The sequence below is a fragment of the Streptococcus sp. HMSC066F01 genome, assembly GCF_001837335.1.
Classification (GTDB): Bacteria; Bacillota; Bacilli; order Lactobacillales; family Streptococcaceae; genus Streptococcus; species Streptococcus oralis_S.
Map to the genome: position 1 here is coordinate 55,272 of NZ_KV832119.1, position 19,883 is coordinate 75,154.

20 protein-coding genes and 1 other annotated feature are annotated in these 19,883 nt (G+C 41.5%); of the genes, 17 read left to right on the forward strand and 3 right to left on the reverse strand.

Features of this window, described 5'->3' with window-relative positions:
• Window positions 1-163 precede the first annotated feature (163 nt).
• From msrB to HMPREF2655_RS07510, 10 genes are all read left to right on the forward strand, one after another.
• Window positions 164-1,102 (forward strand): peptide-methionine (R)-S-oxide reductase MsrB, encoded by a 939-nt coding sequence (gene msrB, locus HMPREF2655_RS07465; RefSeq protein WP_070838396.1) that lies wholly within the window; start codon window positions 164-166, stop codon window positions 1,100-1,102.
• Between the two features lie 59 nt (window positions 1,103-1,161).
• Window positions 1,162-2,886 carry an ABC transporter ATP-binding protein gene (locus tag HMPREF2655_RS07470; RefSeq protein ID WP_070838397.1) on the forward strand — a complete coding sequence of 575 codons (1,725 nt, stop codon included), beginning with the start codon at window positions 1,162-1,164 and terminating at the stop codon, window positions 2,884-2,886.
• A gap of 1 nt (window position 2,887) precedes the next feature.
• Complete coding sequence (locus HMPREF2655_RS07475) at window positions 2,888-4,636, forward strand: ABC transporter ATP-binding protein (protein ID WP_070838400.1); 1,749 nt, start codon at window positions 2,888-2,890, stop codon at window positions 4,634-4,636.
• 100 nt (window positions 4,637-4,736) lie between these two features.
• Window positions 4,737-5,996, forward strand: coding sequence for a TRZ/ATZ family protein (locus tag HMPREF2655_RS07480; protein ID WP_070838402.1), 1,260 nt, complete (start codon window positions 4,737-4,739; stop codon window positions 5,994-5,996).
• Window positions 5,997-6,070: 74 nt separating this feature from the next.
• Window positions 6,071-6,206 (forward strand) — a sequence feature (ribosomal protein L10 leader region).
• 38 nt (window positions 6,207-6,244) lie between these two features.
• The gene (gene rplJ, locus HMPREF2655_RS07485) at window positions 6,245-6,745 is read left to right on the forward strand and encodes a 50S ribosomal protein L10 (protein ID WP_001287273.1); all 501 of its coding nucleotides are present in this window, start codon (window positions 6,245-6,247) and stop codon (window positions 6,743-6,745) included.
• Between the two features lie 74 nt (window positions 6,746-6,819).
• Window positions 6,820-7,188: a 50S ribosomal protein L7/L12 gene (rplL, locus tag HMPREF2655_RS07490; protein WP_001196964.1), complete on the forward strand. Its 369-nt coding sequence runs from the start codon at window positions 6,820-6,822 to the stop codon at window positions 7,186-7,188.
• Between the two features lie 412 nt (window positions 7,189-7,600).
• Window positions 7,601-8,503, forward strand: coding sequence for a DUF2268 domain-containing putative Zn-dependent protease (locus tag HMPREF2655_RS07495; RefSeq protein ID WP_070838404.1), 903 nt, complete (start codon window positions 7,601-7,603; stop codon window positions 8,501-8,503).
• A 62-nt stretch (window positions 8,504-8,565) separates the two neighbouring features.
• Window positions 8,566-8,934 (forward strand): EXLDI protein, encoded by a 369-nt coding sequence (locus HMPREF2655_RS07500; RefSeq protein ID WP_061599864.1) that lies wholly within the window; start codon window positions 8,566-8,568, stop codon window positions 8,932-8,934.
• A 212-nt stretch (window positions 8,935-9,146) separates the two neighbouring features.
• On the forward strand, window positions 9,147-10,151 hold the full coding sequence (locus tag HMPREF2655_RS07505; RefSeq protein WP_070534605.1) for an NADP-dependent oxidoreductase: 1,005 nt from the start codon (window positions 9,147-9,149) through the stop codon (window positions 10,149-10,151).
• Between the two features lie 16 nt (window positions 10,152-10,167).
• Window positions 10,168-10,812, forward strand: coding sequence for a TetR/AcrR family transcriptional regulator (locus tag HMPREF2655_RS07510; RefSeq protein ID WP_070534606.1), 645 nt, complete (start codon window positions 10,168-10,170; stop codon window positions 10,810-10,812).
• Window positions 10,813-11,018: 206 nt separating this feature from the next.
• Here the strand turns inward: HMPREF2655_RS07510 and HMPREF2655_RS07515 are convergent, their stop codons facing one another.
• Both HMPREF2655_RS07515 and gdhA read right to left on the reverse strand, forming a co-directional pair.
• The gene (locus HMPREF2655_RS07515; protein ID WP_070838726.1) at window positions 11,019-11,504 is read right to left on the reverse strand and encodes a GNAT family N-acetyltransferase; all 486 of its coding nucleotides are present in this window, start codon (window positions 11,502-11,504) and stop codon (window positions 11,019-11,021) included.
• 31 nt (window positions 11,505-11,535) lie between these two features.
• A complete protein-coding gene (gene gdhA, locus HMPREF2655_RS07520; protein ID WP_000199520.1) occupies window positions 11,536-12,882 on the reverse strand; it encodes an NADP-specific glutamate dehydrogenase in 1,347 nt (448 codons plus the stop codon).
• Window positions 12,883-13,087: 205 nt separating this feature from the next.
• Here gdhA and HMPREF2655_RS07525 point away from each other — a divergent pair, with 205 nt between their 5' ends.
• The 7 genes from HMPREF2655_RS07525 to HMPREF2655_RS07555 all read left to right on the forward strand — a co-directional run bounded on the left by HMPREF2655_RS07525 (window position 13,088) and on the right by HMPREF2655_RS07555 (window position 19,584).
• On the forward strand, window positions 13,088-14,023 hold the full coding sequence (locus HMPREF2655_RS07525) for a dihydroorotate oxidase (protein WP_000255179.1): 936 nt from the start codon (window positions 13,088-13,090) through the stop codon (window positions 14,021-14,023).
• A gap of 32 nt (window positions 14,024-14,055) precedes the next feature.
• On the forward strand, window positions 14,056-15,093 hold the full coding sequence (holA, locus tag HMPREF2655_RS07530; RefSeq protein WP_000879619.1) for a DNA polymerase III subunit delta: 1,038 nt from the start codon (window positions 14,056-14,058) through the stop codon (window positions 15,091-15,093).
• A 69-nt stretch (window positions 15,094-15,162) separates the two neighbouring features.
• Window positions 15,163-15,768 carry a superoxide dismutase SodA gene (gene sodA, locus HMPREF2655_RS07535; protein WP_000974724.1) on the forward strand — a complete coding sequence of 202 codons (606 nt, stop codon included), beginning with the start codon at window positions 15,163-15,165 and terminating at the stop codon, window positions 15,766-15,768.
• A gap of 155 nt (window positions 15,769-15,923) precedes the next feature.
• Window positions 15,924-16,454: a YutD family protein gene (locus HMPREF2655_RS07540; RefSeq protein WP_001224366.1), complete on the forward strand. Its 531-nt coding sequence runs from the start codon at window positions 15,924-15,926 to the stop codon at window positions 16,452-16,454.
• Window positions 16,455-16,474: 20 nt separating this feature from the next.
• Window positions 16,475-17,560: a dual-specificity RNA methyltransferase RlmN gene (rlmN, locus tag HMPREF2655_RS07545; RefSeq protein WP_000804751.1), complete on the forward strand. Its 1,086-nt coding sequence runs from the start codon at window positions 16,475-16,477 to the stop codon at window positions 17,558-17,560.
• A 1-nt stretch (window position 17,561) separates the two neighbouring features.
• Complete coding sequence (locus tag HMPREF2655_RS07550; protein WP_070838406.1) at window positions 17,562-18,041, forward strand: VanZ family protein; 480 nt, start codon at window positions 17,562-17,564, stop codon at window positions 18,039-18,041.
• 1 nt (window position 18,042) lies between these two features.
• Window positions 18,043-19,584 (forward strand): ABC-F family ATP-binding cassette domain-containing protein, encoded by a 1,542-nt coding sequence (locus tag HMPREF2655_RS07555; RefSeq protein WP_000025359.1) that lies wholly within the window; start codon window positions 18,043-18,045, stop codon window positions 19,582-19,584.
• Between the two features lie 42 nt (window positions 19,585-19,626).
• Here HMPREF2655_RS07555 and HMPREF2655_RS07560 read toward each other — a convergent pair whose 3' ends face one another.
• Window positions 19,627-19,866, reverse strand: coding sequence for a zinc-ribbon domain-containing protein (locus HMPREF2655_RS07560; RefSeq protein ID WP_000600214.1), 240 nt, complete (start codon window positions 19,864-19,866; stop codon window positions 19,627-19,629).
• Window positions 19,867-19,883 lie beyond the last annotated feature (17 nt).

Below are 19,883 nucleotides of genomic sequence, written 5' to 3' on the forward strand. Positions count from 1 at the left end.
TAGGAAGCTAGCCGCAGGTTGCTCAAAACATGGTTTTGAAGTTGTGGATAGAACTGACGAAGTTAGCTCAAAATACTGTTTTGAGGTTGCAGATGTAAGCTGACCTGGTTTGAAGAGATTTTCGAAGAGTATTAGTTAAAAACTTGATAAAGGAGAAATAAAGATGTCAGAAATTTATCTAGCAGGTGGTTGTTTTTGGGGACTAGAGGAGTATTTTTCACGAATTTCTGGAGTGCTAGCAACCAGTGTCGGCTACGCTAATGGCCAAGTCGAAACGACCAATTACCAGTTGCTCAAGGAAACAGACCATGCAGAGACGGTTCAAGTGATTTATGATGAGAAAGCTGTGTCACTCAGAGAGATTTTGCTTTATTATTTCCGAGTCATTGATCCCTTGTCTATTAACCAACAAGGGAATGACCGTGGTCGCCAATATCGAACGGGAATCTATTATCAGGATAAAGCAGACTTGCCAGCTATCTACACAGTGGTGCAGGAGCAGGAGCGTATGCTGGGTCGAAAGATTGCAGTAGAGGTGGAGAAACTTCGCCACTACATTTTAGCAGAAGACTATCATCAAGACTATCTCAAGAAAAATCCTTCAGGTTATTGTCATATCGATGTGACGGATGCTGAGAAGCCATTGATTGACGCCTCTAACTATGAAAAGCCTAGTCAAGAGGTGTTAAAGGAAAGCTTAACTGAAGAGTCTTATCGTGTTACGCAAGAGGCTGCTACAGAGGCTCCATTTAGTAATGCTTATGACCAAACTTTTGAAGAGGGAATTTATGTAGACATCACGACAGGGGAGCCACTCTTTTTTGCTAAGGATAAGTTTGCCTCAGGTTGTGGTTGGCCAAGTTTTAGTCGTCCGATTTCTAAGGAGTTGATTCACTATTACAAGGACCTGAGCCATGGAATGGAGCGAATCGAGGTTCGTTCTCGGTCAGGAAATGCTCACTTGGGTCATGTTTTCACAGATGGACCTCAGGAATTAGGTGGCCTGCGGTACTGTATTAATTCTGCATCCTTGCGCTTTGTAGCCAAGGATGAGATGGAAGAAGCAGGATATGGCTATCTATTACCTTACTTAAACAAATAAAACTGAGAGGGTGGGGCTTCCCACTTTCTTCATTTCCAGAATAAGAATAGAAGGGATCTATGAAACACTTACTATCTTACTTCAAACCCTATATCAAAGAATCAATTTTGGCTCCCCTGTTCAAGTTGCTAGAAGCTGTTTTTGAGCTCTTAGTTCCCATGGTGATTGCTGGGATTGTTGACCAAGCCTTGCCCCAGAGAGATCAAGGCCATCTCTGGATGCAGATTGGCCTGCTCCTTATCTTTGCAGTGATTGGCGTTTTAGTGGCCTTGGTAGCTCAATTTTATTCAGCAAAGGCAGCGGTAGGTTTTGCCAAGGAATTGACAAACGACCTCTATCGTCATATTCTTTCTTTACCTAAGGACAGCAGAGACCGTCTGACGACTTCTAGCTTGGTAACTCGCTTGACTTCGGATACCTACCAGATACAGACTGGTATCAATCAATTCCTGCGCCTCTTTTTGAGAGCACCTATTATCGTTTTTGGAGCCATTTTTATGGCCTATCGCATCTCGGCTGAGCTGACTTTCTGGTTCTTAGTTATGGTTGTCATTTTGACGATTGTCATTGTCGGTCTGTCTCGACTGGTCAATCCTCTCTACAGTAGTCTCAGAAAGAAAACGGACCAGCTGGTTCAGGAAACGCGCCAGCAATTGCAAGGGATGCGAGTTATTCGTGCTTTTGGTCAGGAAAAACGAGAGTTACAGATTTTTCAAACCCTTAACCAAGTTTATGCTAGATTGCAAGAAAAGACGGGTTTCTGGTCTAGTTTGTTAACACCTCTGACCTATCTGATTGTTAATGGAACTCTTCTCGTCATCATCTGGCAGGGCTATATTTCAATTCAAGGAGGTTTACTCAGTCAAGGTGCCCTCATTGCCCTCATCAACTATCTCTTGCAAATCTTGGTGGAATTGGTTAAGCTCGCCATGCTGATCAATTCTCTCAACCAGTCCTACATCTCAGCCCAGCGAATCGAGGAAGTTTTTACCGAAGCTCCAGAAGATATTTATTCAGAATTAGAAGAAAAGCAAGCTACCGGTGATCGGGTTTTGCAAGTCCAAGAATTGACCTTTACCTATCCCGATGCGGCTCAAGCTTCTCTGAGAGACATTTCCTTTAATATGACTCAAGGGCAAATCCTTGGTATCATTGGGGGAACTGGTTCAGGTAAATCAAGCTTGGTGCAAGTCTTACTTGGTCTTTATCCAGCGGATAAGGGAAGCATTGACCTTTATCGAGATGGGCGTAGTCCTCGTAATTTGGAGCAGTGGCGGTCTTGGATTGCCTATGTACCCCAAAAAGTTGAACTTTTTAAAGGAACTATTCGTTCCAACTTGACTCTAGGTTTCAATCGAGAAGTATCTGACCAGCAACTCTGGCAGGCCTTGGAGATTGCGCAAGCTAAGGATTTTGTCAGTGAAAAGGAAGGACTTTTGGATGCCCTAGTTGAGGCAGGAGGACGAAATTTCTCAGGTGGACAAAAACAAAGGCTGTCCATCGCACGTGCAGTCTTGCGCCAAGCTCCATTTCTCATCCTTGATGATGCGACCTCGGCACTAGACACCATTACCGAGTCCAATCTCTTGAGAGCTATCCGAGAAAATCTGCCAAATACAAGTTCAATCTTGATCTCTCAACGAACTTCAACTTTACAGATGGCAGACCAGATTCTCCTCTTGGAAAAAGGAGAGCTCCTAGCTATCGGCAAGCACGATGACTTGATGAAGACTAGCCAAGTCTATCGCGAAATCAATGCATCCCAACATGGAAAGGAGGACTAGCATGAAACGACAAACCGCAAACCAGACGCTCAGACGTTTGGCCATAGATTTAGCAAGCCATCCCTTCCTCCTTTTCCTAGCCTTTCTAGGAACTATTGCCCAAGTTGCTTTATCGATCTACCTACCTATCTTGATTGGGCAGGTCATTGACCAGGTCCTCGTAACTGGTTCTTCACCAGTTTTTTGGCAGATTTTCATCCAGATGATCTTGGTAGTCATAGGAAATACTCTGGTACAATGGGCCAATCCTCTTCTTTATAATCGTCTAATCTTCTCTTATACCAGAGACTTGCGAGAGCGAATCATTCATAAACTTCATCGTTTACCGATTGCTTTTGTGGATCGGCAGGGCAGTGGAGAGATGGTTAGTCGTGTGACTACAGACATAGAACAGTTGGCAGCTGGCTTGACCATGATTTTCAATCAATTTTTCATTGGTGTTTTGATGATTTTGGTTAGTATTCTAGCCATGCTCCAAATTCACCTTCTCATGACCCTCTTGGTCTTGCTGTTGACGCCGCTGTCCATGGTGATTTCACGCTTTATTGCCAAACGCTCCTATCATCTCTTCCAGAAGCAAACAGAGACGAGAGGAATTCAGACTCAGTTGATTGAAGAGTCGCTTAGCCAGCAGACCATTATCCAGTCCTTCAATGCTCAGACAGAGTTTATCCAAAGACTGCACGAGGCGAATGCCAACTACGCAAGCTATTCTCAGTCAGCCATCTTTTATTCCTCAACGGTCAATCCTTCGACTCGCTTTGTCAATGCGCTCATTTATGCTCTTCTAGCTGGAGTAGGAGCTTATCGTATCATGATGGGTTCAACCTTGACCATTGGGCGTTTAGTAACTTTTTTGAACTATGTTCAGCAGTATACCAAGCCCTTTAACGATATTTCTTCAGTGCTAGCTGAGTTGCAAAGTGCTCTCGCTTGCGCAGAGCGCGTCTATGTTGTCTTAGAAAGTCCAGAGGTGGCTGAAACAGGTAAGGAAGTCTTGACCAGTGACCAAGTTAAGGGAGCCATTTCCTTTAAGCATGTTTCTTTTGGATACCATCCTGAAAGGATCTTGATTAAGGATTTGTCTATCGATATCCCAGCTGGTAGCAAGGTAGCCATCGTTGGTCCTACAGGTGCTGGTAAGTCAACTCTTATCAATCTCCTCATGCGTTTTTATCCTATTAACTCGGGAGATATCTTGTTAGATGGGCAGTCCATTTATGATTATACCCGAGCGTCATTGAGACAGCAGTTTGGGATGGTACTCCAAGAAACCTGGCTCAAGCAAGGGACCATTCATGACAATATTGCCTTTGGAAATCCTGATGCCAGTAGGGAGCAGGTGATTGCTGCCGCAAAAGCAGCCAATGCAGACTTTTTCATCCAACAGTTGCCACAGGGGTATGATACCAAACTGGAAAATGCGGGTGAATCACTCTCTGTTGGTCAGGCTCAGCTTTTGACCATTGCGCGTGTCTTTCTGGCTATTCCCAAGATTCTTATCTTAGACGAGGCAACTTCCTCCATCGATACACGGACAGAAGTGCTGGTACAGGATGCCTTTGCCAAACTCATGAAGGGGCGCACAAGCTTTATCATTGCTCACCGTTTGTCAACTATTCAGGATGCGGATCTGATTCTAGTCTTGGTGGATGGTGACATCGTGGAGCATGGTAACCATCAGGATCTCATGGCTAGAAAGGGCAAGTATTACCAAATGCAAAAGGCTGCAGCTTTTAGCTCTAAATAATCCTTTCTATTTTGAAATCTTATGGACAAAAAAAGTTGCCTTCGGGTGACTTTTTTGTTACAATAGCTAGAAAAAATCAGGGTCTTAGAAGGAGAAAACAATGAAAGTCTATCAGCATGTAAATATCGTGACTTGTGACCAAGATTTCCATGTCTATCTGGATGGTATCTTAGCCGTTAAGGACTCTCAAATCGTCTATGTCGGCCAAGAGGAGCCAGAGATTTTAGAGCAAGCTGAGCAGATTATAGACTATCAGGGAGCCTGGATCATGCCTGGTTTGGTCAATTGCCACACCCATTCTGCTATGACAGGTTTGCGAGGAATTCAGGATGACAGCAATCTCCACGAATGGCTCATTGACTATATCTGGCCAGCAGAAGCAGGCTTTACTCCCGACATGACTACCAAGGCAGTCAAAGAAGCTCTGACAGAAATGCTCCAGTCAGGAACAACAAGCTTCAACGATATGTATAATCCCAATGGTGTGGATATTGAGCAAATTTATCAGGCAGTCAAGGCATCTAAGATGCGTTGTTATTTCTCACCGACCCTCTTTTCTTCAGAGACAGAAACAACTGCTGAGACCATAAGCAGAACACGTGCCATCATAGAGGAAATCTTAGAATATGAAAACCCAAATTTCAAGGTTATGGTAGCTCCTCATTCTCCATATAGCTGTAGTAGAGACTTGCTGGAAGCGAGCTTAGAAATGGCAAAAGAGCTGAATATTCCTATCCATATTCATGTGGCGGAGACTAAGGAGGAATCAGGAATTATCCTCAAACGATACGGCAAACGCCCCCTCGCCTTTCTAGAAGAATTGGGTTACTTAGATCATCCGTCTGTCTTTGCTCACGGGGTCGAATTAAACGAGAGAGAAATTGAACGCTTGGCAACTTCTCAAGTATCTATTGCTCACAATCCTATTAGTAACCTCAAACTGGCTTCTGGAATCGCTCCAATCATCCAACTCCAAAAAGCAGGAGTAGCAGTGGGGATTGCGACAGACTCGGTTGCTTCCAATAACAATCTAGATATGTTTGAGGAAGGACGGACCGCAGCCCTTCTTCAAAAGATGAAAAGTGGAGATGCCAGCAAATTTCCTATTGAAACAGCCCTCAAAGCTCTGACGATAGAGGGTGCTAAGGTTCTAGGAATGGAAAAGCAGATAGGAAGCCTAGAAGTTGGCAAGCAAGCAGATTTTCTGGTCATTCAACCACAGGGAAAAATCCATCTTCAGCCTCAGAAAAATATGCTCTCTCACCTGGTTTATGCAGTCAAATCCAGTGATGTTGATGATGTTTATATCGCTGGAGAACAGGTAGTTAAGCAAGGCAAAGTTTTAACAGTAGAGATTTAAAAAAATATTTCTAAAAAAATCAAAAAAAGTTTGCAAAAATCTTGCATTCTTTTTTTGTCTATGCTATACTTATATACGGTTTGAAAAAACTGCCTAAGACAGTAGGGGAGCTCGACTCATAAAGATCCTACCGAGGACAAAACGTATCATGTAAAAAGAAGCGTATTGTACTTTCGTGTCTAGGTTTGGGCGCGTTTTTCTTTTGGAAAAATTCCCCAAGCAAAATAATTACGGAGGTGAACACACTAATGAGTGAAGCAATTATTGCTAAAAAAGCGGAACTAGTTGACGTAGTAGCTGAAAAAATGAAAGCTGCTGCATCTATCGTCGTTGTAGACGCTCGTGGTTTGACAGTTGAGCAAGATACAGTTCTTCGTCGTGAGCTTCGTGGAAGCGAAGTTGAGTATAAAGTCATTAAAAACTCAATCTTGCGTCGTGCAGCTGAAAAAGCTGGTCTTGAAGATCTTGCATCAGTATTTGTTGGACCATCTGCAGTAGCATTTTCTAACGAAGATGTTATCGCACCAGCGAAAATCTTGAACGACTTTGCTAAAAACGCTGAAGCACTTGAAATCAAAGGTGGTGCAATCGAAGGCGCTGTCGCATCAAAAGAAGAGATTCTTGCACTTGCAACTCTTCCAAACCGCGAAGGACTTCTTTCTATGCTCCTTTCTGTACTTCAAGCGCCAGTGCGCAACGTTGCTCTTGCAGTCAAAGCGGTTGCAGACAACAAAGAAGACGCAGCTTAATCTTAAGCTACGCAGCGTAGCCTAGCTACGGATAAACTATTATAAAATTAAAAACTTATTTGGAGGAAATAACAATGGCATTGAACATTGAAAACATTATTGCTGAAATTAAAGAAGCTTCAATCCTTGAATTGAACGACCTTGTAAAAGCTATCGAAGAAGAATTTGGTGTAACTGCAGCTGCTCCTGTAGCTGTTGCTGCAGCTGGTGCTGCTGACGCTGGTGCTGCTAAAGACTCATTTGACGTTGAGTTGACAGCTGCTGGTGACAAAAAAGTTGGCGTTATCAAAGTTGTACGTGAAATCACTGGTCTTGGACTTAAAGAAGCTAAAGAACTTGTTGATGGTGCACCAGGTGTCATCAAAGAAGGCGTTCCAACTGCAGAAGCTGAAGAAATCAAAGCTAAATTGGAAGAAGCTGGAGCTTCAGTTACTCTTAAATAATAGAGCAACTACATTAGTAGCTTAAAAAACATATAAAACCGCTATTCTTAGGAGTAGCGGTTTTTTCTTTTGGTTTAAGAAGGGGCAAAAAAGGGGCGAACTAATTATATAGTTTATCTAGGAGACAAACAAGTTTTGAATAATAGGCTTTCCATAAAAAATGATACAAGTTTTTACCCTTCAGGATTTATTTTTTTCTAGTATCATCATTCCTATGAACAGTAGAAAAGTAAGTTTTTAATTTATTGATACTCCGGATATTATAATCTCAGTATTAAAGAACTTTATTGAAAGTAATTTTCGAACGGTTTGAGGTAATTTCAATGAAATTTTAATAGATATTTCAATTTTCTTCTTGACTCTGACCCTAGGTAAGGGATTATACTAATAGTAGATAAGAAAGGAGATTATTATGCAAATCAATATGATTCGTTCAGTTAAAGTTTATCAGGAGATGCTCGAGCTTCCTTTAGAAAAGAGAGAAGGTCTCTTTCGAGCTAAAATATTAGCACCTTTTGCAATGAAATACCAAACGCAACACATCCCTCTAAAAGCAAAGTATCCTGGAGGATTTGATGCTCTTTTCCTACTTGGCTTTATGAATCAGTTACCCTCAACTCTCTCAGAAAAGGATAGACCAGCTATCGACGCTCTGAGCTCTGATCAACTCTGGCAAAATTGTCAAGATACCATCAAGAGGAGTATTGGTCTTTTTGAGCAGGCTGGCTATGACTTAGTGGTTGAGGATTACCATTTTACTATTTTATTGGGCAATCCAGAAAAACCTATGCTACAGCTCAATAAGGGTTACAGCGGAGATGGAGGAATTCCAGGATACCTCATGCTTAGTCTGCTACCAAATGACTATACTTTACCACGTGTGCAGGCGGCGTTGGCTCACGAGTGCAACCATAATGTCCGCTTCCAATTTATCAAATGGAATCAGCAGACGACACTAGCAGACTGGGTAGTCAGTGAAGGCTTGGCAGAGTCTTTTGCGGCTGAGCTCTATGGCGAGGATCTCATCGGACCTTGGGTCACTTCAACTAGTTCCGAGCAGTTAGAAGAGATTAAGCCTATCATCTCCAGTCAGCTACAGCTAACGGGGATGGCGGAAATGGCTCCTTATCTATACGGTGATGAAATCGCGAAGATACAGGGTCAAATTCCGGTTGGTATGCCCTATGCTGCAGGCTATGCTTATGGCTATCATCTGATACAAGCCTATCTGAAAAAGACTGGCAAGAACATTATTGAGGCTACAGTGACGCCTACAGAAGAGATTTTAGAGGCGACTAAAGACTTTTGGAAATGACACTTTTGCTTGCAAATCTGCCAGAGTTTGATATAATGAAAGTAATTTTTGGAGGTGACTATATGCACTATAAAAGAGTTGAATTGAAAGTCACAAATCAAGGTATCCATGAGCGCAAGATTTTTCAAGGTGTTAAGATTTTTAGTCGCAGTAAATTGTCCAAAGATCAGAAAAGTATTCTAACACAGAAGCTTTACCTGACTCCGAAGCAAAACATTGTTTACTATCAACGTACAGACGTCAACTATGACCAGAACTGGCATCATAATAAGGACTATTACGAATTAGCTTATGGTCAGATGGATAGAGAGACGGTTTTTAAGGTTTGCCAAGATTTTGACGAGCTAAGTCCTTTTCTGGAGAACGAGCTGCTGGAGAAGCTAAAAGAAAAGCAGTCTGCAGGCAAATTTTTTGAAAAATTAGATATATAAAAGTCCGACTGCTTATAAAAGCAGTCGGATTTCTCTAATTTATAGTTTGATAATCTTTCATAAGAGGAAATAGATCTATTTTTATCATGAACAGCTAACTTAGTTAGAAATTGTAGAAACAGTATAGTTGAAATCTATGAAGAATAAGTGTATAATCAAAAAAATGATTGAGTGCTCACTCAATTTTGTAGATGTGTAAAGGAGTTCATACAATGGTTGTTCAAGCAATACAATATAGTCGTTTCGGTGATGAAGAAGTGTTAGATTTAGTGAACATTAAATCTGATTCTTTGAAACTGAATCAAGTGAGGGTAGAAGTTCATGCAGTTGGTTTAAATCCTATTGATTATAAGACTTTTGAAGGTGCAAAGCCACTCCGATTTCTATCTTTTATGACAAAACTCAGGAAGCCAAGTCGTTGGTTTGAGTCAAAATCATCTCTTTTTCCAAGAGGTGTTGGTCGGGATTTTGCTGGAGTTATCACAGAAGTTGGTGAAGGAGTAAATCGGTTTGCAGTAGGGGATAAGGTTTTTGGAACAATGATCAGTGACCCTGGATTGGGTACCAAGAGGGGAGCTTTGGCAACAGAAGTTTGTGTCAATGAATCAGAAATTGTGTTGAAACCAGAGATGATTGATATGAACCATGCAGCTACTATGGGTGTAGCCTCTCTAACAGTGGGAGGTGCTTTTAGAAAGATTGATCTAAACTCTAAAGATGTTGTAGTTATTTCAGCAGCAGCAGGTGGTATTGGAAGTATCGCAGTACAGTATGCAGTTGCTAAAGGTGCGACAGTTATTGGAATTGCAAGTAAGAAAAATTCAGATTATCTAAAGTCCTTAGGTGCCATACCAGTAGCTTACGAAGGAAACATCCAGAATGCTCTTCTATCAGCAAGTACAAAGCCAATTACAAAATTCTTGGATTGCTATGGAAGTGATTATGTTAAATTGGCTTTCAGTTTGGGGTTGAAGGGCACGGCTATTGGAACGCTAGTACCTTCACCATATGTTATGATAAAAGGAGCTCAGTTCACGGGTCCGAGACATTCCACATATGATGATTTTAACACTCTAGCGGAAATGGTCTCAGATGGGAAGGTTCGGCTGAATATTGACCAGGTTTATGATTTTTCTCTAAAGTCAGTTAGAGAGGCATATCGTAGCCTGAAGTCGGGACATACTCGAGGTAAGAAGGTTGTAAAAGTAAGAGAGTAGCAGAGAGGTGCCAGCAATGGAAAGTTTAGAACAAAAGTATGCTCAGACATTAGAAAATAGCAACTTGAGTTTAAAACAACGTCAAGTATTGTTATCAAGTCTAAAGCTATTTTCAGAAATTGGCTTTGAAAATACAACAGCCAGCCTTATTGCTAAGGAGGCTGGAGTTTCAGAAGGGACCGTTTTTAGTTACTTTAAGACCAAGGAAGGCATCTTAGAGGCTATTCTGTCAACTTTTCTCGAACAGGTTATTCCAGATATGATTGCTGATTTTTCTGAGAAGAAATTTACAGCAAACCAAGAGTCTTTTCCGCTATTTTTGAGAAGCATTGTTCGAGATAGACTGGTTTTCATTCAGAAGAATCAAATGCAAGTTAAAATTCTCTTGAGTCGTTCTTTTATTGATAAAACTATTTCTGACCAGTTAGGGAATGTTATTATTCACTCTATCATTAAGCCAATTAGTTCAGTTCTGAATCAGTTTAAAGAAAAAGGTGTTATCCGAGATTGGTCTAATGAAAGAATCGTTCGTTATATTTTAGCTTTGAGTCTTTCTTATATTATTCCAATGATGTTGAATGATAAGGAAGATGTAGACATAGATGAAACAGTAAATGAAATAGTTGAATGCCTGTCTTTTGCCTTAGTAGAGGTAAAATAGATCTTGATTTTAAGCTTACTATTAGAAATAGTGGGCTTTTTTAAAACTAATACAAAAATCCCCAATCAGAGCGATTGAGGATTGAACAAATGAATTTTAAACAATACCTTTACTATTATAGCATTGGCTACATTTTTAAAAGTTGTTTTAGCTGTCTTGAGGAGCTTGATACTGATGTCCTCGAGTCGACCATAGTATACTGCCATCTATTCATCTGATGAGAGGGATTTTATCATCCAGATATTCATAGCTGGGTGGCCGGCGGCGTTAGAAAGTGGTTGTTGTAGTGCTGTAAAAGCATAGTGCTGATAGATTGCCACAGCCGTAGCCAGTTCAGTAGAGGTTTCTAGATAAAGCTGTTCATAACCTGCTAGACGTGCTTCTTGGAAAATCTGCTTTATCAGCCGACTGGAATAACCTTTGCCACGACTATTTTTAGTGACATACAATTTTTGTAATTCAGCAATCTTATCAGACACAGGTGCAAAGCCACCACAGCCAACCAGCTGACCTTCATCTTCCAGAATAAAGTAAGCTGCTCTCTCTTGCTGTTGATAGTAGTCGGCCAAATGATCTAGATGAGAATCAAAGTAGACAGTTCCAGGTTTGTCAAGCCCGAATTCTTCAAGACTAGCTCGAATGAGCTGCGCTACAGCTGGATTATCTCTTACTTCCATTGGCCGTAAGTTCATCATTTGTCCTCCGATAGGATGTATCGACTAATTAAACAATACCTTGTGCAATCATAGCGTTTGCTACGTTTTCGAAGGCAGCGATATTTGCTCCTGCAAGGTAGTCAGTACCAAGTCCGTATGTTTCAGCAGTTGTTTTAGCTGTGTTGAAGATGTTTGTCATGATGTCTTTGAGGCGTCCATCAACTTCTTCACGTGTCCATGAGAGGCGAAGGCTGTTTTGGCTCATTTCAAGCGCTGATACGGCTACCCCACCAGCGTTGGCAGCTTTGGCAGGTCCGTAAAGGATTCCGTTTTCTTTGTAGACTTTAATCGCATCAAGGTCACTAGGCATGTTAGCACCTTCAGATACACAGATAACGCCTTGAGCAACCAAACGTTTAGCTGCTTCACCGTTGATTTCGTTTTGAGTCGCACATGGAAGAGCGATGTCGTAGTTACCAGCGTAAGTCCATACAGAACCTTCATGGTAAGTAGCAGTTGCTTTCTCAGCTGCATACTCAGTCAAACGAGCACGACGTTTTTCTTTAACATCAACCAAAAGATCGAAGTCAATACCATTTTCGTCGATGACATAACCGTTTGAGTCAGATACAGAGATAACAGTTGCACCAAGTTCAGTCGCTTTTTGAAGAGCGTATTGAGCTACGTTACCAGAACCTGAAATAACCACTTTCTTACCAGCAAAACTGTTACCATTAGCTTTGAGCATTTCTTCAGTGTAGTAAACCAATCCATAACCAGTTGCTTCTGGACGAATCAAGCTACCACCAAATCCAAGAGGTTTACCAGTCAAGACACCCGCATCAAATTGGTTAAGACGTTTGTATTGTCCGTAAAGGTAACCAATTTCACGTCCTCCAACACCGATATCGCCAGCTGGGACGTCAAGAGATGGTCCGATGTATTTTTGCAATTCTGTCATAAAGCTTTGGCAGAAGCGCATCACTTCAGCATCAGTCTTCCCTTTAGGATCGAAGTCTGATCCCCCTTTACCTCCACCGATTGGAAGTCCAGTTAAGACGTTTTTAAAGATTTGTTCGAAGCCGAGGAATTTCAAGATCCCTTGGTTTACAGTTGGGTGGAAACGAAGTCCGCCTTTATATGGTCCAACAGCTGAGTTGAATTGAACACGGTAACCACGGTTGACTTGGACTTTGCCTTCACGGTCAACCCAAGGAACACGGAAAGAAATTACGCGCTCAGGCTCAGTGATACGTGCCAAGATGTTTTCTTCGATATACTCAGGATGTTTTTCAAATACAGGTTCCAAAGTGCTGAAGAATTCTTCAACCGCCTGGAGAAATTCAGCCTCATGCCCGTTACGAGCTTTCACAGTTGCAAACACGCTTTGGATATAGTCTTTAGCAGATGTCATATCGTTCTCCTTTTTGTTGTTATATTTTATTACATGAGCCATTATAGCAGAATTTTTTTTGAGTGTAAAGAAAAAAACAGAAATTTTCTAAAAATTCTTTCAATTTACAAAACCGAACGTTTTATATAGAAATTAGTTTCTCAAAGAGAAAATCTTAAAGTATGGTATAATATTAGAAATAAAAGGAATCTGGAGGATCAGAATCATGGTATCAACGAAAACACAAATAGCTGGCTTTGAGTTTGACAATTGCTTGATGAATGCTGCGGGTGTGGCTTGTATGACGATAGAAGAGCTTGAAGGAGTCAAAAACTCAGCGGCGGGTACTTTTGTTACGAAGACTGCGACCTTGGACTTTCGTCAGGGCAATCCTGAGCCACGATACCAGGATGTTCCACTTGGTTCTATCAACTCCATGGGCTTACCAAATAATGGCTTAGACTACTATTTGAACTATCTTTTGGACTTGCAGGAAAAAGAGCCAAACCGAACTTTCTTCCTATCTCTAGTTGGCATGTCTCCAGAAGAAACACATACCATCTTGAAAAAAGTGCAAGAGAGTGAATTCAAAGGACTGACAGAGCTTAATCTCTCTTGTCCAAATGTTCCAGGAAAACCTCAGATTGCTTATGATTTTGAGACAACAGATTGTATCTTGGCAGAAGTATTTGCCTACTTTACCAAACCTCTTGGAATCAAATTGCCACCATATTTTGATATTGTTCACTTTGATCAAGCGGCAGCTATTTTCAACAAATACCCGCTCAAGTTTGTTAACTGTGTTAACTCTATCGGAAACGGCCTTTATATAGAAGACGAGTCGGTCGTGATTCGTCCTAAAAATGGTTTTGGTGGCATTGGTGGAGAGTATATCAAACCGACCGCTCTTGCTAATGTGCACGCCTTTTACCAACGTTTAAATCCCCAAATCCAAATCATCGGAACGGGTGGCGTTCTTACGGGTCGTGATGCCTTTGAACACATCCTCTGCGGTGCGAGTATGGTGCAAGTAGGAACTACTCTTCACAAAGAAGGCGTAGGTGCTTTTGAACGCATTACCAATGAACTGAAAGCTATTATGGAGGAAAAAGGGTACGAGAGACTAGAAGATTTCCGTGGGAAATTGCGCTATATTGACTAATTAAATCGAAAAATCAGAAGAAAGGAGAGAAGATGCTAGCCATTGAAGACAGTCAGAAGTTGACGTTATCAAATCTATCTAGCTTGAATCTATTTACAGGGACAGACCAGGGTCAGTTTGAAGTTATGAAGAGTCAAGTGTTGAAGCAGATTGGTTATGATCCAGCTGATCTCAATTTTGCTTACTTTGATATGAAAGAAGTGGCTTATAAAGACTTAGAGTTGGAGTTGGTCAGTCTCCCTTTCTTTGCGGATGAGAAAATCGTGATATTAGACCATTTTGTCGATATCACAACAGCCAAGAAACGTTTTTTAACAGATGATGAGCTCAAGTCATTTGAGGCATACCTTGATAACCCTTCGCCAACAACCAAGTTGTTGATTTTTGCGGAAGGAAAGTTGGATAGTAAAAGACGGTTGGTCAAATTGCTCAAACGAGATGCGACTGTTTTTGATGCTATTGAACCCAAGGAACAAGAACTCCGCCAATATTTCCAAAAATGGAGCCAAAAACAAGGTTTGCAGTTTGCGGAAAAGTCTTTTGAAAATCTACTCATCAAGTCTGGTTTTCAGTTTAGCGAAATCCAGAAAAATCTCCTCTTTTTACAGTCTTATAAGTCAGATGGCATGATAGAGGAGAAGGATATTGTCGAGGCTATTCCAAAGACTTTGCAGGACAATATTTTTGATTTGACTCAGCTTATCTTGGGCAAAAAGATCGACCAGGCCCGTGACTTGGTTAGAGATTTGACCTTGCAAGGGGAGGATGAGATCAAGCTCATAGCTGTCATGTTAGGACAGTTTCGAACCTTTACCCAAGTGAAGATTTTATCAGAGACTGGTCAGTCGGAATCGCAGATTGTAAGCAGTCTGGGGACTTATTTGGGACGCAATCCTAATCCTTATCAAATCAAGTTCGCATTGAGAGATTCGAGAGGGATTTCCTTGGCCTTTCTCAAGCGAGCGATTTCTTATTTGATTGAAACAGACTACCAGATTAAAACAGGTGTCTATGAAAAAAGTTACTTGTTTGAAAAGGCGCTCTTGCAGATTGCGACAGAGGCAAATTGAGCAAAAAACTTGAAAAAAGAGGATGATTGCGTTATCATTTTCATATAGAAAGAAAAAGAGGTATTACAGATGGCTATTATCTTACCAGACCTTCCATACGCATATGACGCTTTGGAACCATACATCGATGCAGAAACAATGCACTTGCACCATGACAAGCATCATCAAGCCTACGTTAACAATGCGAATGCTGCTCTTGAAAAACACCCTGAAATTGGTGAAGACCTTGAAGCTTTGCTTGCTGATGTAGATTCTATCCCAGCTGATATCCGCCAAGCGCTTATCAACAATGGTGGTGGACACTTGAACCACGCTCTTTTCTGGGAATTGATGACTCCAGAAAAAACAGCTCCTTCAGCAGAACTTGCAGCAGCAATCGATGCAACATTTGGTTCATTTGAAGAGTTCCAAGCAGCCTTTACAGCAGCAGCTACAACTCGCTTTGGTTCTGGCTGGGCTTGGTTGGTTGTTAACAAAGAAGGGAAGCTTGAAGTGACTTCAACAGCAAACCAAGATACACCAATCTCAGAAGGTAAAAAACCAATCTTGGGCTTGGACGTTTGGGAACATGCTTACTACGTGAAATACCGCAACGTGCGTCCTGACTACATCAAAGCTTTCTTCTCAGTGATTAACTGGAACAAGGTAGACGAACTTTACGCAGCAGCTAAATAATAAAATATGGAGGGAAGAATTGTTCTTCTCTTTTTAAGGTTATAAAGCAGAAGTCTGACAGAATCGTCAGACTTTTTTCATTTTCAGGATATTCGTGCCAACTTGTAGAAAATATGGTAAAATAGAGTGTTAAGTAATCGTGGAAAAGGAAGACTATGCGTAAAGAAATTGCACCTGAATTATACAACTATAACAAGTTTCCTGGCCCAGAATTTCATGTGAATGGGGATAAGGTTGAGACTGAAGGGATTGCTTTTACCTTGGTTGAAAATATCAAGGATGCTTTCGATGTGACTGTCTTTAATCAACGCTTCTCAGAAGTGTTGACCAAGTTTGATTATGTCGTGGGGGACTGGAGCAATGAACAGCTCCGCCTACGCGGTTTTTACAAAGACGATCGAACAGAGGAAAAAATTGAAAAAATCAGTCGCTTACAAGATTATCTTTTGGAGTACTGTAGTTATGGTTGTGCTTATTTTGTCTTAGAAAACCAAGCACCTAAGCGTGCGTCATTTGACAAGAAAATGCGTAAAAAGGAAGAGGAAAACCTTCCTAGAAGAGGAAAGAAACCTTCGCAAAACAAGAGAAAACCAAATGCGGATAAGAGAAATAGACGTCGTCATAAGGACCAAAAGTCTCAGAAAGAGGACAAGGGACAGCGCCATTTTGTCATTCGTCAGAAATAGATAGAGAATAAGGAGAAGAGATGAAACCGTCTATTTATAGTTTAACACGTCAAGCCATGCAAGAATGGGTATTAGAACAAGGAGAAAAGAAATTCCGAGCAGATCAAATCTGGGAATGGCTCTACCGTAAACGTGTCCAGTCATTTGAAGAAATGACCAATCTTTCCAAGGATTTGATTGCTAAGCTCAATGAGCAGTTTGTGGTCAATCCTTTGAAACAACGGATTGTACAAGAGTCGGCTGACGGTACTGTTAAGTATCTTTTCGAGTTGCCAGATGGTATGTTGATTGAAACAGTGCTGATGCGTCAACACTACGGGCTGTCAGTCTGTGTGACTACTCAGGTCGGCTGTAACATCGGCTGTACCTTCTGTGCATCAGGCTTGATTAAGAAGCAACGTGACCTTAATAACGGTGAAATTGTAGCGCAGATCATGCTGGTTCAGAAATATTTTGATGAGCGTGGTCAAGACGAGCGTGTCAGTCATATCGTAGTCATGGGAATTGGAGAACCATTTGATAACTACAACAATGTTTTGAATTTCGTCCGTACCATCAATGATGACAAGGGGATGGCTATCGGTGCTCGTCACATCACAGTTTCAACTTCAGGTTTGGCCCATAAAATTCGTGACTTTGCTAATGAAGGCGTACAAGTCAATCTCGCTGTTTCCCTTCACGCACCCAATAATGAATTGCGCTCAAGCATCATGAAAATTAACCGTGCCTTTCCGATTGAAAAACTCTTTGCTGCTATTGAGTACTATATCGAAACAACCAATCGCCGTGTGACCTTTGAATACATCATGCTCAATGAAGTCAACGATGGAGTAGAACAAGCCTTGGAGCTTGCTGAATTGCTCAAGAACATCAAGAAATTGTCTTATGTAAACTTGATTCCTTATAACCCTGTTAGTGAGCATGACCAATATAGCCGTAGTCCTAAAGAGCGCGTGATGGCCTTCTACGATACCCTCAAGAAAAAAGGGGTCAACTGTGTTGTCCGTCAAGAGCATGGTACAGATATTGATGCAGCTTGTGGACAATTACGCTCCAATACAATGAAACGTGACCGCCAGAAGGCAGTCGCAGCGGTAAATCCATAAAATGACTAAAAAAAGAGAATTAATCTTAAGATTGGGAGTGGCTATTTACAGTCTTTGCATTGTCTGTTTTTGCTTCACTCCCCAGCCTCAACTTCCTACAGGAGTGGAAACTCCAGGTATTCAAACTTTTGGACGCCTGGTTTTTCTTTTAACTCCCTTAAACTCCCTTTGGAATCTGGGTGAAGTGACTAGTTTGGGACAAGTCATTTGGATCTTTTTGCAGAACATTTTAAATGTCTTCTTGCTCTTCCCTCTGGTCTTTCAACTGATTTATCTCTGTCCAAATTTACGACAAACCAAAAAAATCATCCTTCTCAGTTTTCTACTGAGTCTAGGAATTGAGTGCTCGCAACTACTTTTAGATTTTTTATTCGACTTTAATCGGGTCTTTGAGATTGATGATTTGTGGACCAATACCCTGGGAGGCTATCTGGCTTGGGTCCTCTATAAAGGACTGCATAAAAATAAGATAAGGAATTAGAATGAGTATTTTAGAAGTTAAAAATTTGAGTCACGGTTTTGGTGACCGTGCAATTTTTGAAGATGTGTCCTTCCGTCTCCTCAAGGGAGAACATATAGGTCTAGTCGGTGCCAATGGTGAAGGAAAATCAACCTTTATGAGCATCGTGACTGGTAAGATGTTACCTGACGAAGGAAAGGTGGAGTGGTCTAAGTATGTGACTGCTGGCTATCTGGATCAGCATGCTGTGCTAAAGGAAGGTCAAACTGTGCGTGATGTCTTGCGGACAGCCTTTGATGAGCTATTTAAAGCAGAAGCTCGTATCAATGACCTCTATATGGAAATGGCAGAAGACGGGGCGGATATTGATGCGCTGATGGAAGAAGTAGGAGAGCTCCAAGACCGTTTGGAGAGTCGAGATTTCTATACTTTGGATGCTAAGATTGATGAGGTAGCGCGTGCTCTCGGTGTCATGGACTATGGCATGGATACAGATGTAACAGCCTTATCAGGTGGACAAAGAACCAAGGTCCTTTTGGCTAAACTCCTCCTCGAAAAGCCAGATATTTTGCTGCTTGACGAGCCAACCAACTACTTGGATGCTGAACACATTGACTGGCTCAAGCGTTATCTCCAAAACTATGAGAATGCCTTTGTCCTTATTTCGCATGATATTCCTTTCCTCAACGACGTAATCAATATCGTTTACCATGTGGAAAATCAACAGTTGACGCGTTACTCTGGTGACTACTACCAGTTCCAAGAAGTCTATGCCATGAAGAAATCTCAGCTGGAGGCAGCCTATGAACGTCAACAGAAAGAGATTGCAGACCTCAAGGATTTCGTGGCTCGAAACAAAGCGCGTGTTGCAACGCGTAATATGGCCATGTCCCGTCAAAAGAAACTCGACAAGATGGATATTATCGAACTGCAAAGTGAGAAGCCAAAACCATCCTTTGATTTCAAACCGGCTCGTACACCTGGACGCTTTATCTTCCAAGCCAAGGACTTGCAGATTGGTTATGACCGTCCTCTGACTAAGCCTTTAAACCTCACCTTTGAACGCAATCAAAAGGTTGCTATTATCGGGGCAAATGGTATCGGGAAAACAACCCTCTTGAAGTCTCTCTTGGGCATTATTCCGCCAATCGCTGGGGAAGTTGAACGCGGTGATTACCTAGAACTTGGTTACTTTGAGCAAGAAGTAGAAGGTGGCAATCGTCAAACCCCTCTTGAAGCTGTCTGGAATGCCTTTCCTGCACTCAATCAGGCAGAAGTTCGTGCGGCCCTTGCTCGTTGTGGTTTGACAACCAAGCACATCGAAAGTCAAATTCAAGTCTTGTCAGGTGGGGAACAGGCCAAGGTGCGTTTCTGTCTCTTGATGAACCGTGAAAATAACGTCTTAGTGCTGGACGAGCCGACCAACCACTTGGATGTAGATGCCAAGGATGAACTCAAACGGGCGCTTAAAGAATACAAAGGAAGTATTCTAATGGTTTGCCACGAACCAGACTTTTATGAAGGCTGGATGGACCAAATCTGGGACTTTAACAAGCTAACTTAAAGGTGCTAAAAAAGCCAAGTCGAAATGACTTGGCTTTTTTGACTAGTAATTTAAATAGTTTTCAACTTCAGATTTCTCAATTTCTTTACCGTAGTGGCAAATCGGACAAGAAACGAAGTAACTTTTACCATAAGGAAAAAGTGGAATCCAGTAGAGGGTAAATTTGCGTCCAGTTTCTACGATCTCCCATGTGTCGACATTGTTACAGTGACCACATTCGATCGCTGTTTGCGTATGTCCCAAATCTTTCTGATAACCTTTAGAACCCCAAAATAAAATCATGTCATCGTCTCCTTATC

Excerpts from the sequence above, each read along its gene's own strand:
- msrB (WP_070838396.1), top strand. The coding sequence starts at position 164 with ATGTCAGAAATTTATCTAGCAGGTGGTTGTTTTTGGGGACTAGAGGAG.
- HMPREF2655_RS07470 (WP_070838397.1), top strand. The coding sequence starts at position 1,162 with ATGAAACACTTACTATCTTACTTCAAACCCTATATCAAAGAATCAATT.
- HMPREF2655_RS07475 (WP_070838400.1), top strand. The coding sequence starts at position 2,888 with ATGAAACGACAAACCGCAAACCAGACGCTCAGACGTTTGGCCATAGAT.
- HMPREF2655_RS07480 (WP_070838402.1), top strand. The coding sequence starts at position 4,737 with ATGAAAGTCTATCAGCATGTAAATATCGTGACTTGTGACCAAGATTTC.
- rplJ (WP_001287273.1), top strand. The coding sequence starts at position 6,245 with ATGAGTGAAGCAATTATTGCTAAAAAAGCGGAACTAGTTGACGTAGTA.
- rplL (WP_001196964.1), top strand. The coding sequence starts at position 6,820 with ATGGCATTGAACATTGAAAACATTATTGCTGAAATTAAAGAAGCTTCA.
- HMPREF2655_RS07495 (WP_070838404.1), top strand. The coding sequence starts at position 7,601 with ATGCAAATCAATATGATTCGTTCAGTTAAAGTTTATCAGGAGATGCTC.
- HMPREF2655_RS07500 (WP_061599864.1), top strand. The coding sequence starts at position 8,566 with ATGCACTATAAAAGAGTTGAATTGAAAGTCACAAATCAAGGTATCCAT.
- HMPREF2655_RS07505 (WP_070534605.1), top strand. The coding sequence starts at position 9,147 with ATGGTTGTTCAAGCAATACAATATAGTCGTTTCGGTGATGAAGAAGTG.
- HMPREF2655_RS07510 (WP_070534606.1), top strand. The coding sequence starts at position 10,168 with ATGGAAAGTTTAGAACAAAAGTATGCTCAGACATTAGAAAATAGCAAC.
- HMPREF2655_RS07515 (WP_070838726.1), bottom strand. The coding sequence starts at position 11,504 with ATGAACTTACGGCCAATGGAAGTAAGAGATAATCCAGCTGTAGCGCAG.
- gdhA (WP_000199520.1), bottom strand. The coding sequence starts at position 12,882 with ATGACATCTGCTAAAGACTATATCCAAAGCGTGTTTGCAACTGTGAAA.
- HMPREF2655_RS07525 (WP_000255179.1), top strand. The coding sequence starts at position 13,088 with ATGGTATCAACGAAAACACAAATAGCTGGCTTTGAGTTTGACAATTGC.
- holA (WP_000879619.1), top strand. The coding sequence starts at position 14,056 with ATGCTAGCCATTGAAGACAGTCAGAAGTTGACGTTATCAAATCTATCT.
- sodA (WP_000974724.1), top strand. The coding sequence starts at position 15,163 with ATGGCTATTATCTTACCAGACCTTCCATACGCATATGACGCTTTGGAA.
- HMPREF2655_RS07540 (WP_001224366.1), top strand. The coding sequence starts at position 15,924 with ATGCGTAAAGAAATTGCACCTGAATTATACAACTATAACAAGTTTCCT.
- rlmN (WP_000804751.1), top strand. The coding sequence starts at position 16,475 with ATGAAACCGTCTATTTATAGTTTAACACGTCAAGCCATGCAAGAATGG.
- HMPREF2655_RS07550 (WP_070838406.1), top strand. The coding sequence starts at position 17,562 with ATGACTAAAAAAAGAGAATTAATCTTAAGATTGGGAGTGGCTATTTAC.
- HMPREF2655_RS07555 (WP_000025359.1), top strand. The coding sequence starts at position 18,043 with ATGAGTATTTTAGAAGTTAAAAATTTGAGTCACGGTTTTGGTGACCGT.
- HMPREF2655_RS07560 (WP_000600214.1), bottom strand. The coding sequence starts at position 19,866 with ATGATTTTATTTTGGGGTTCTAAAGGTTATCAGAAAGATTTGGGACAT.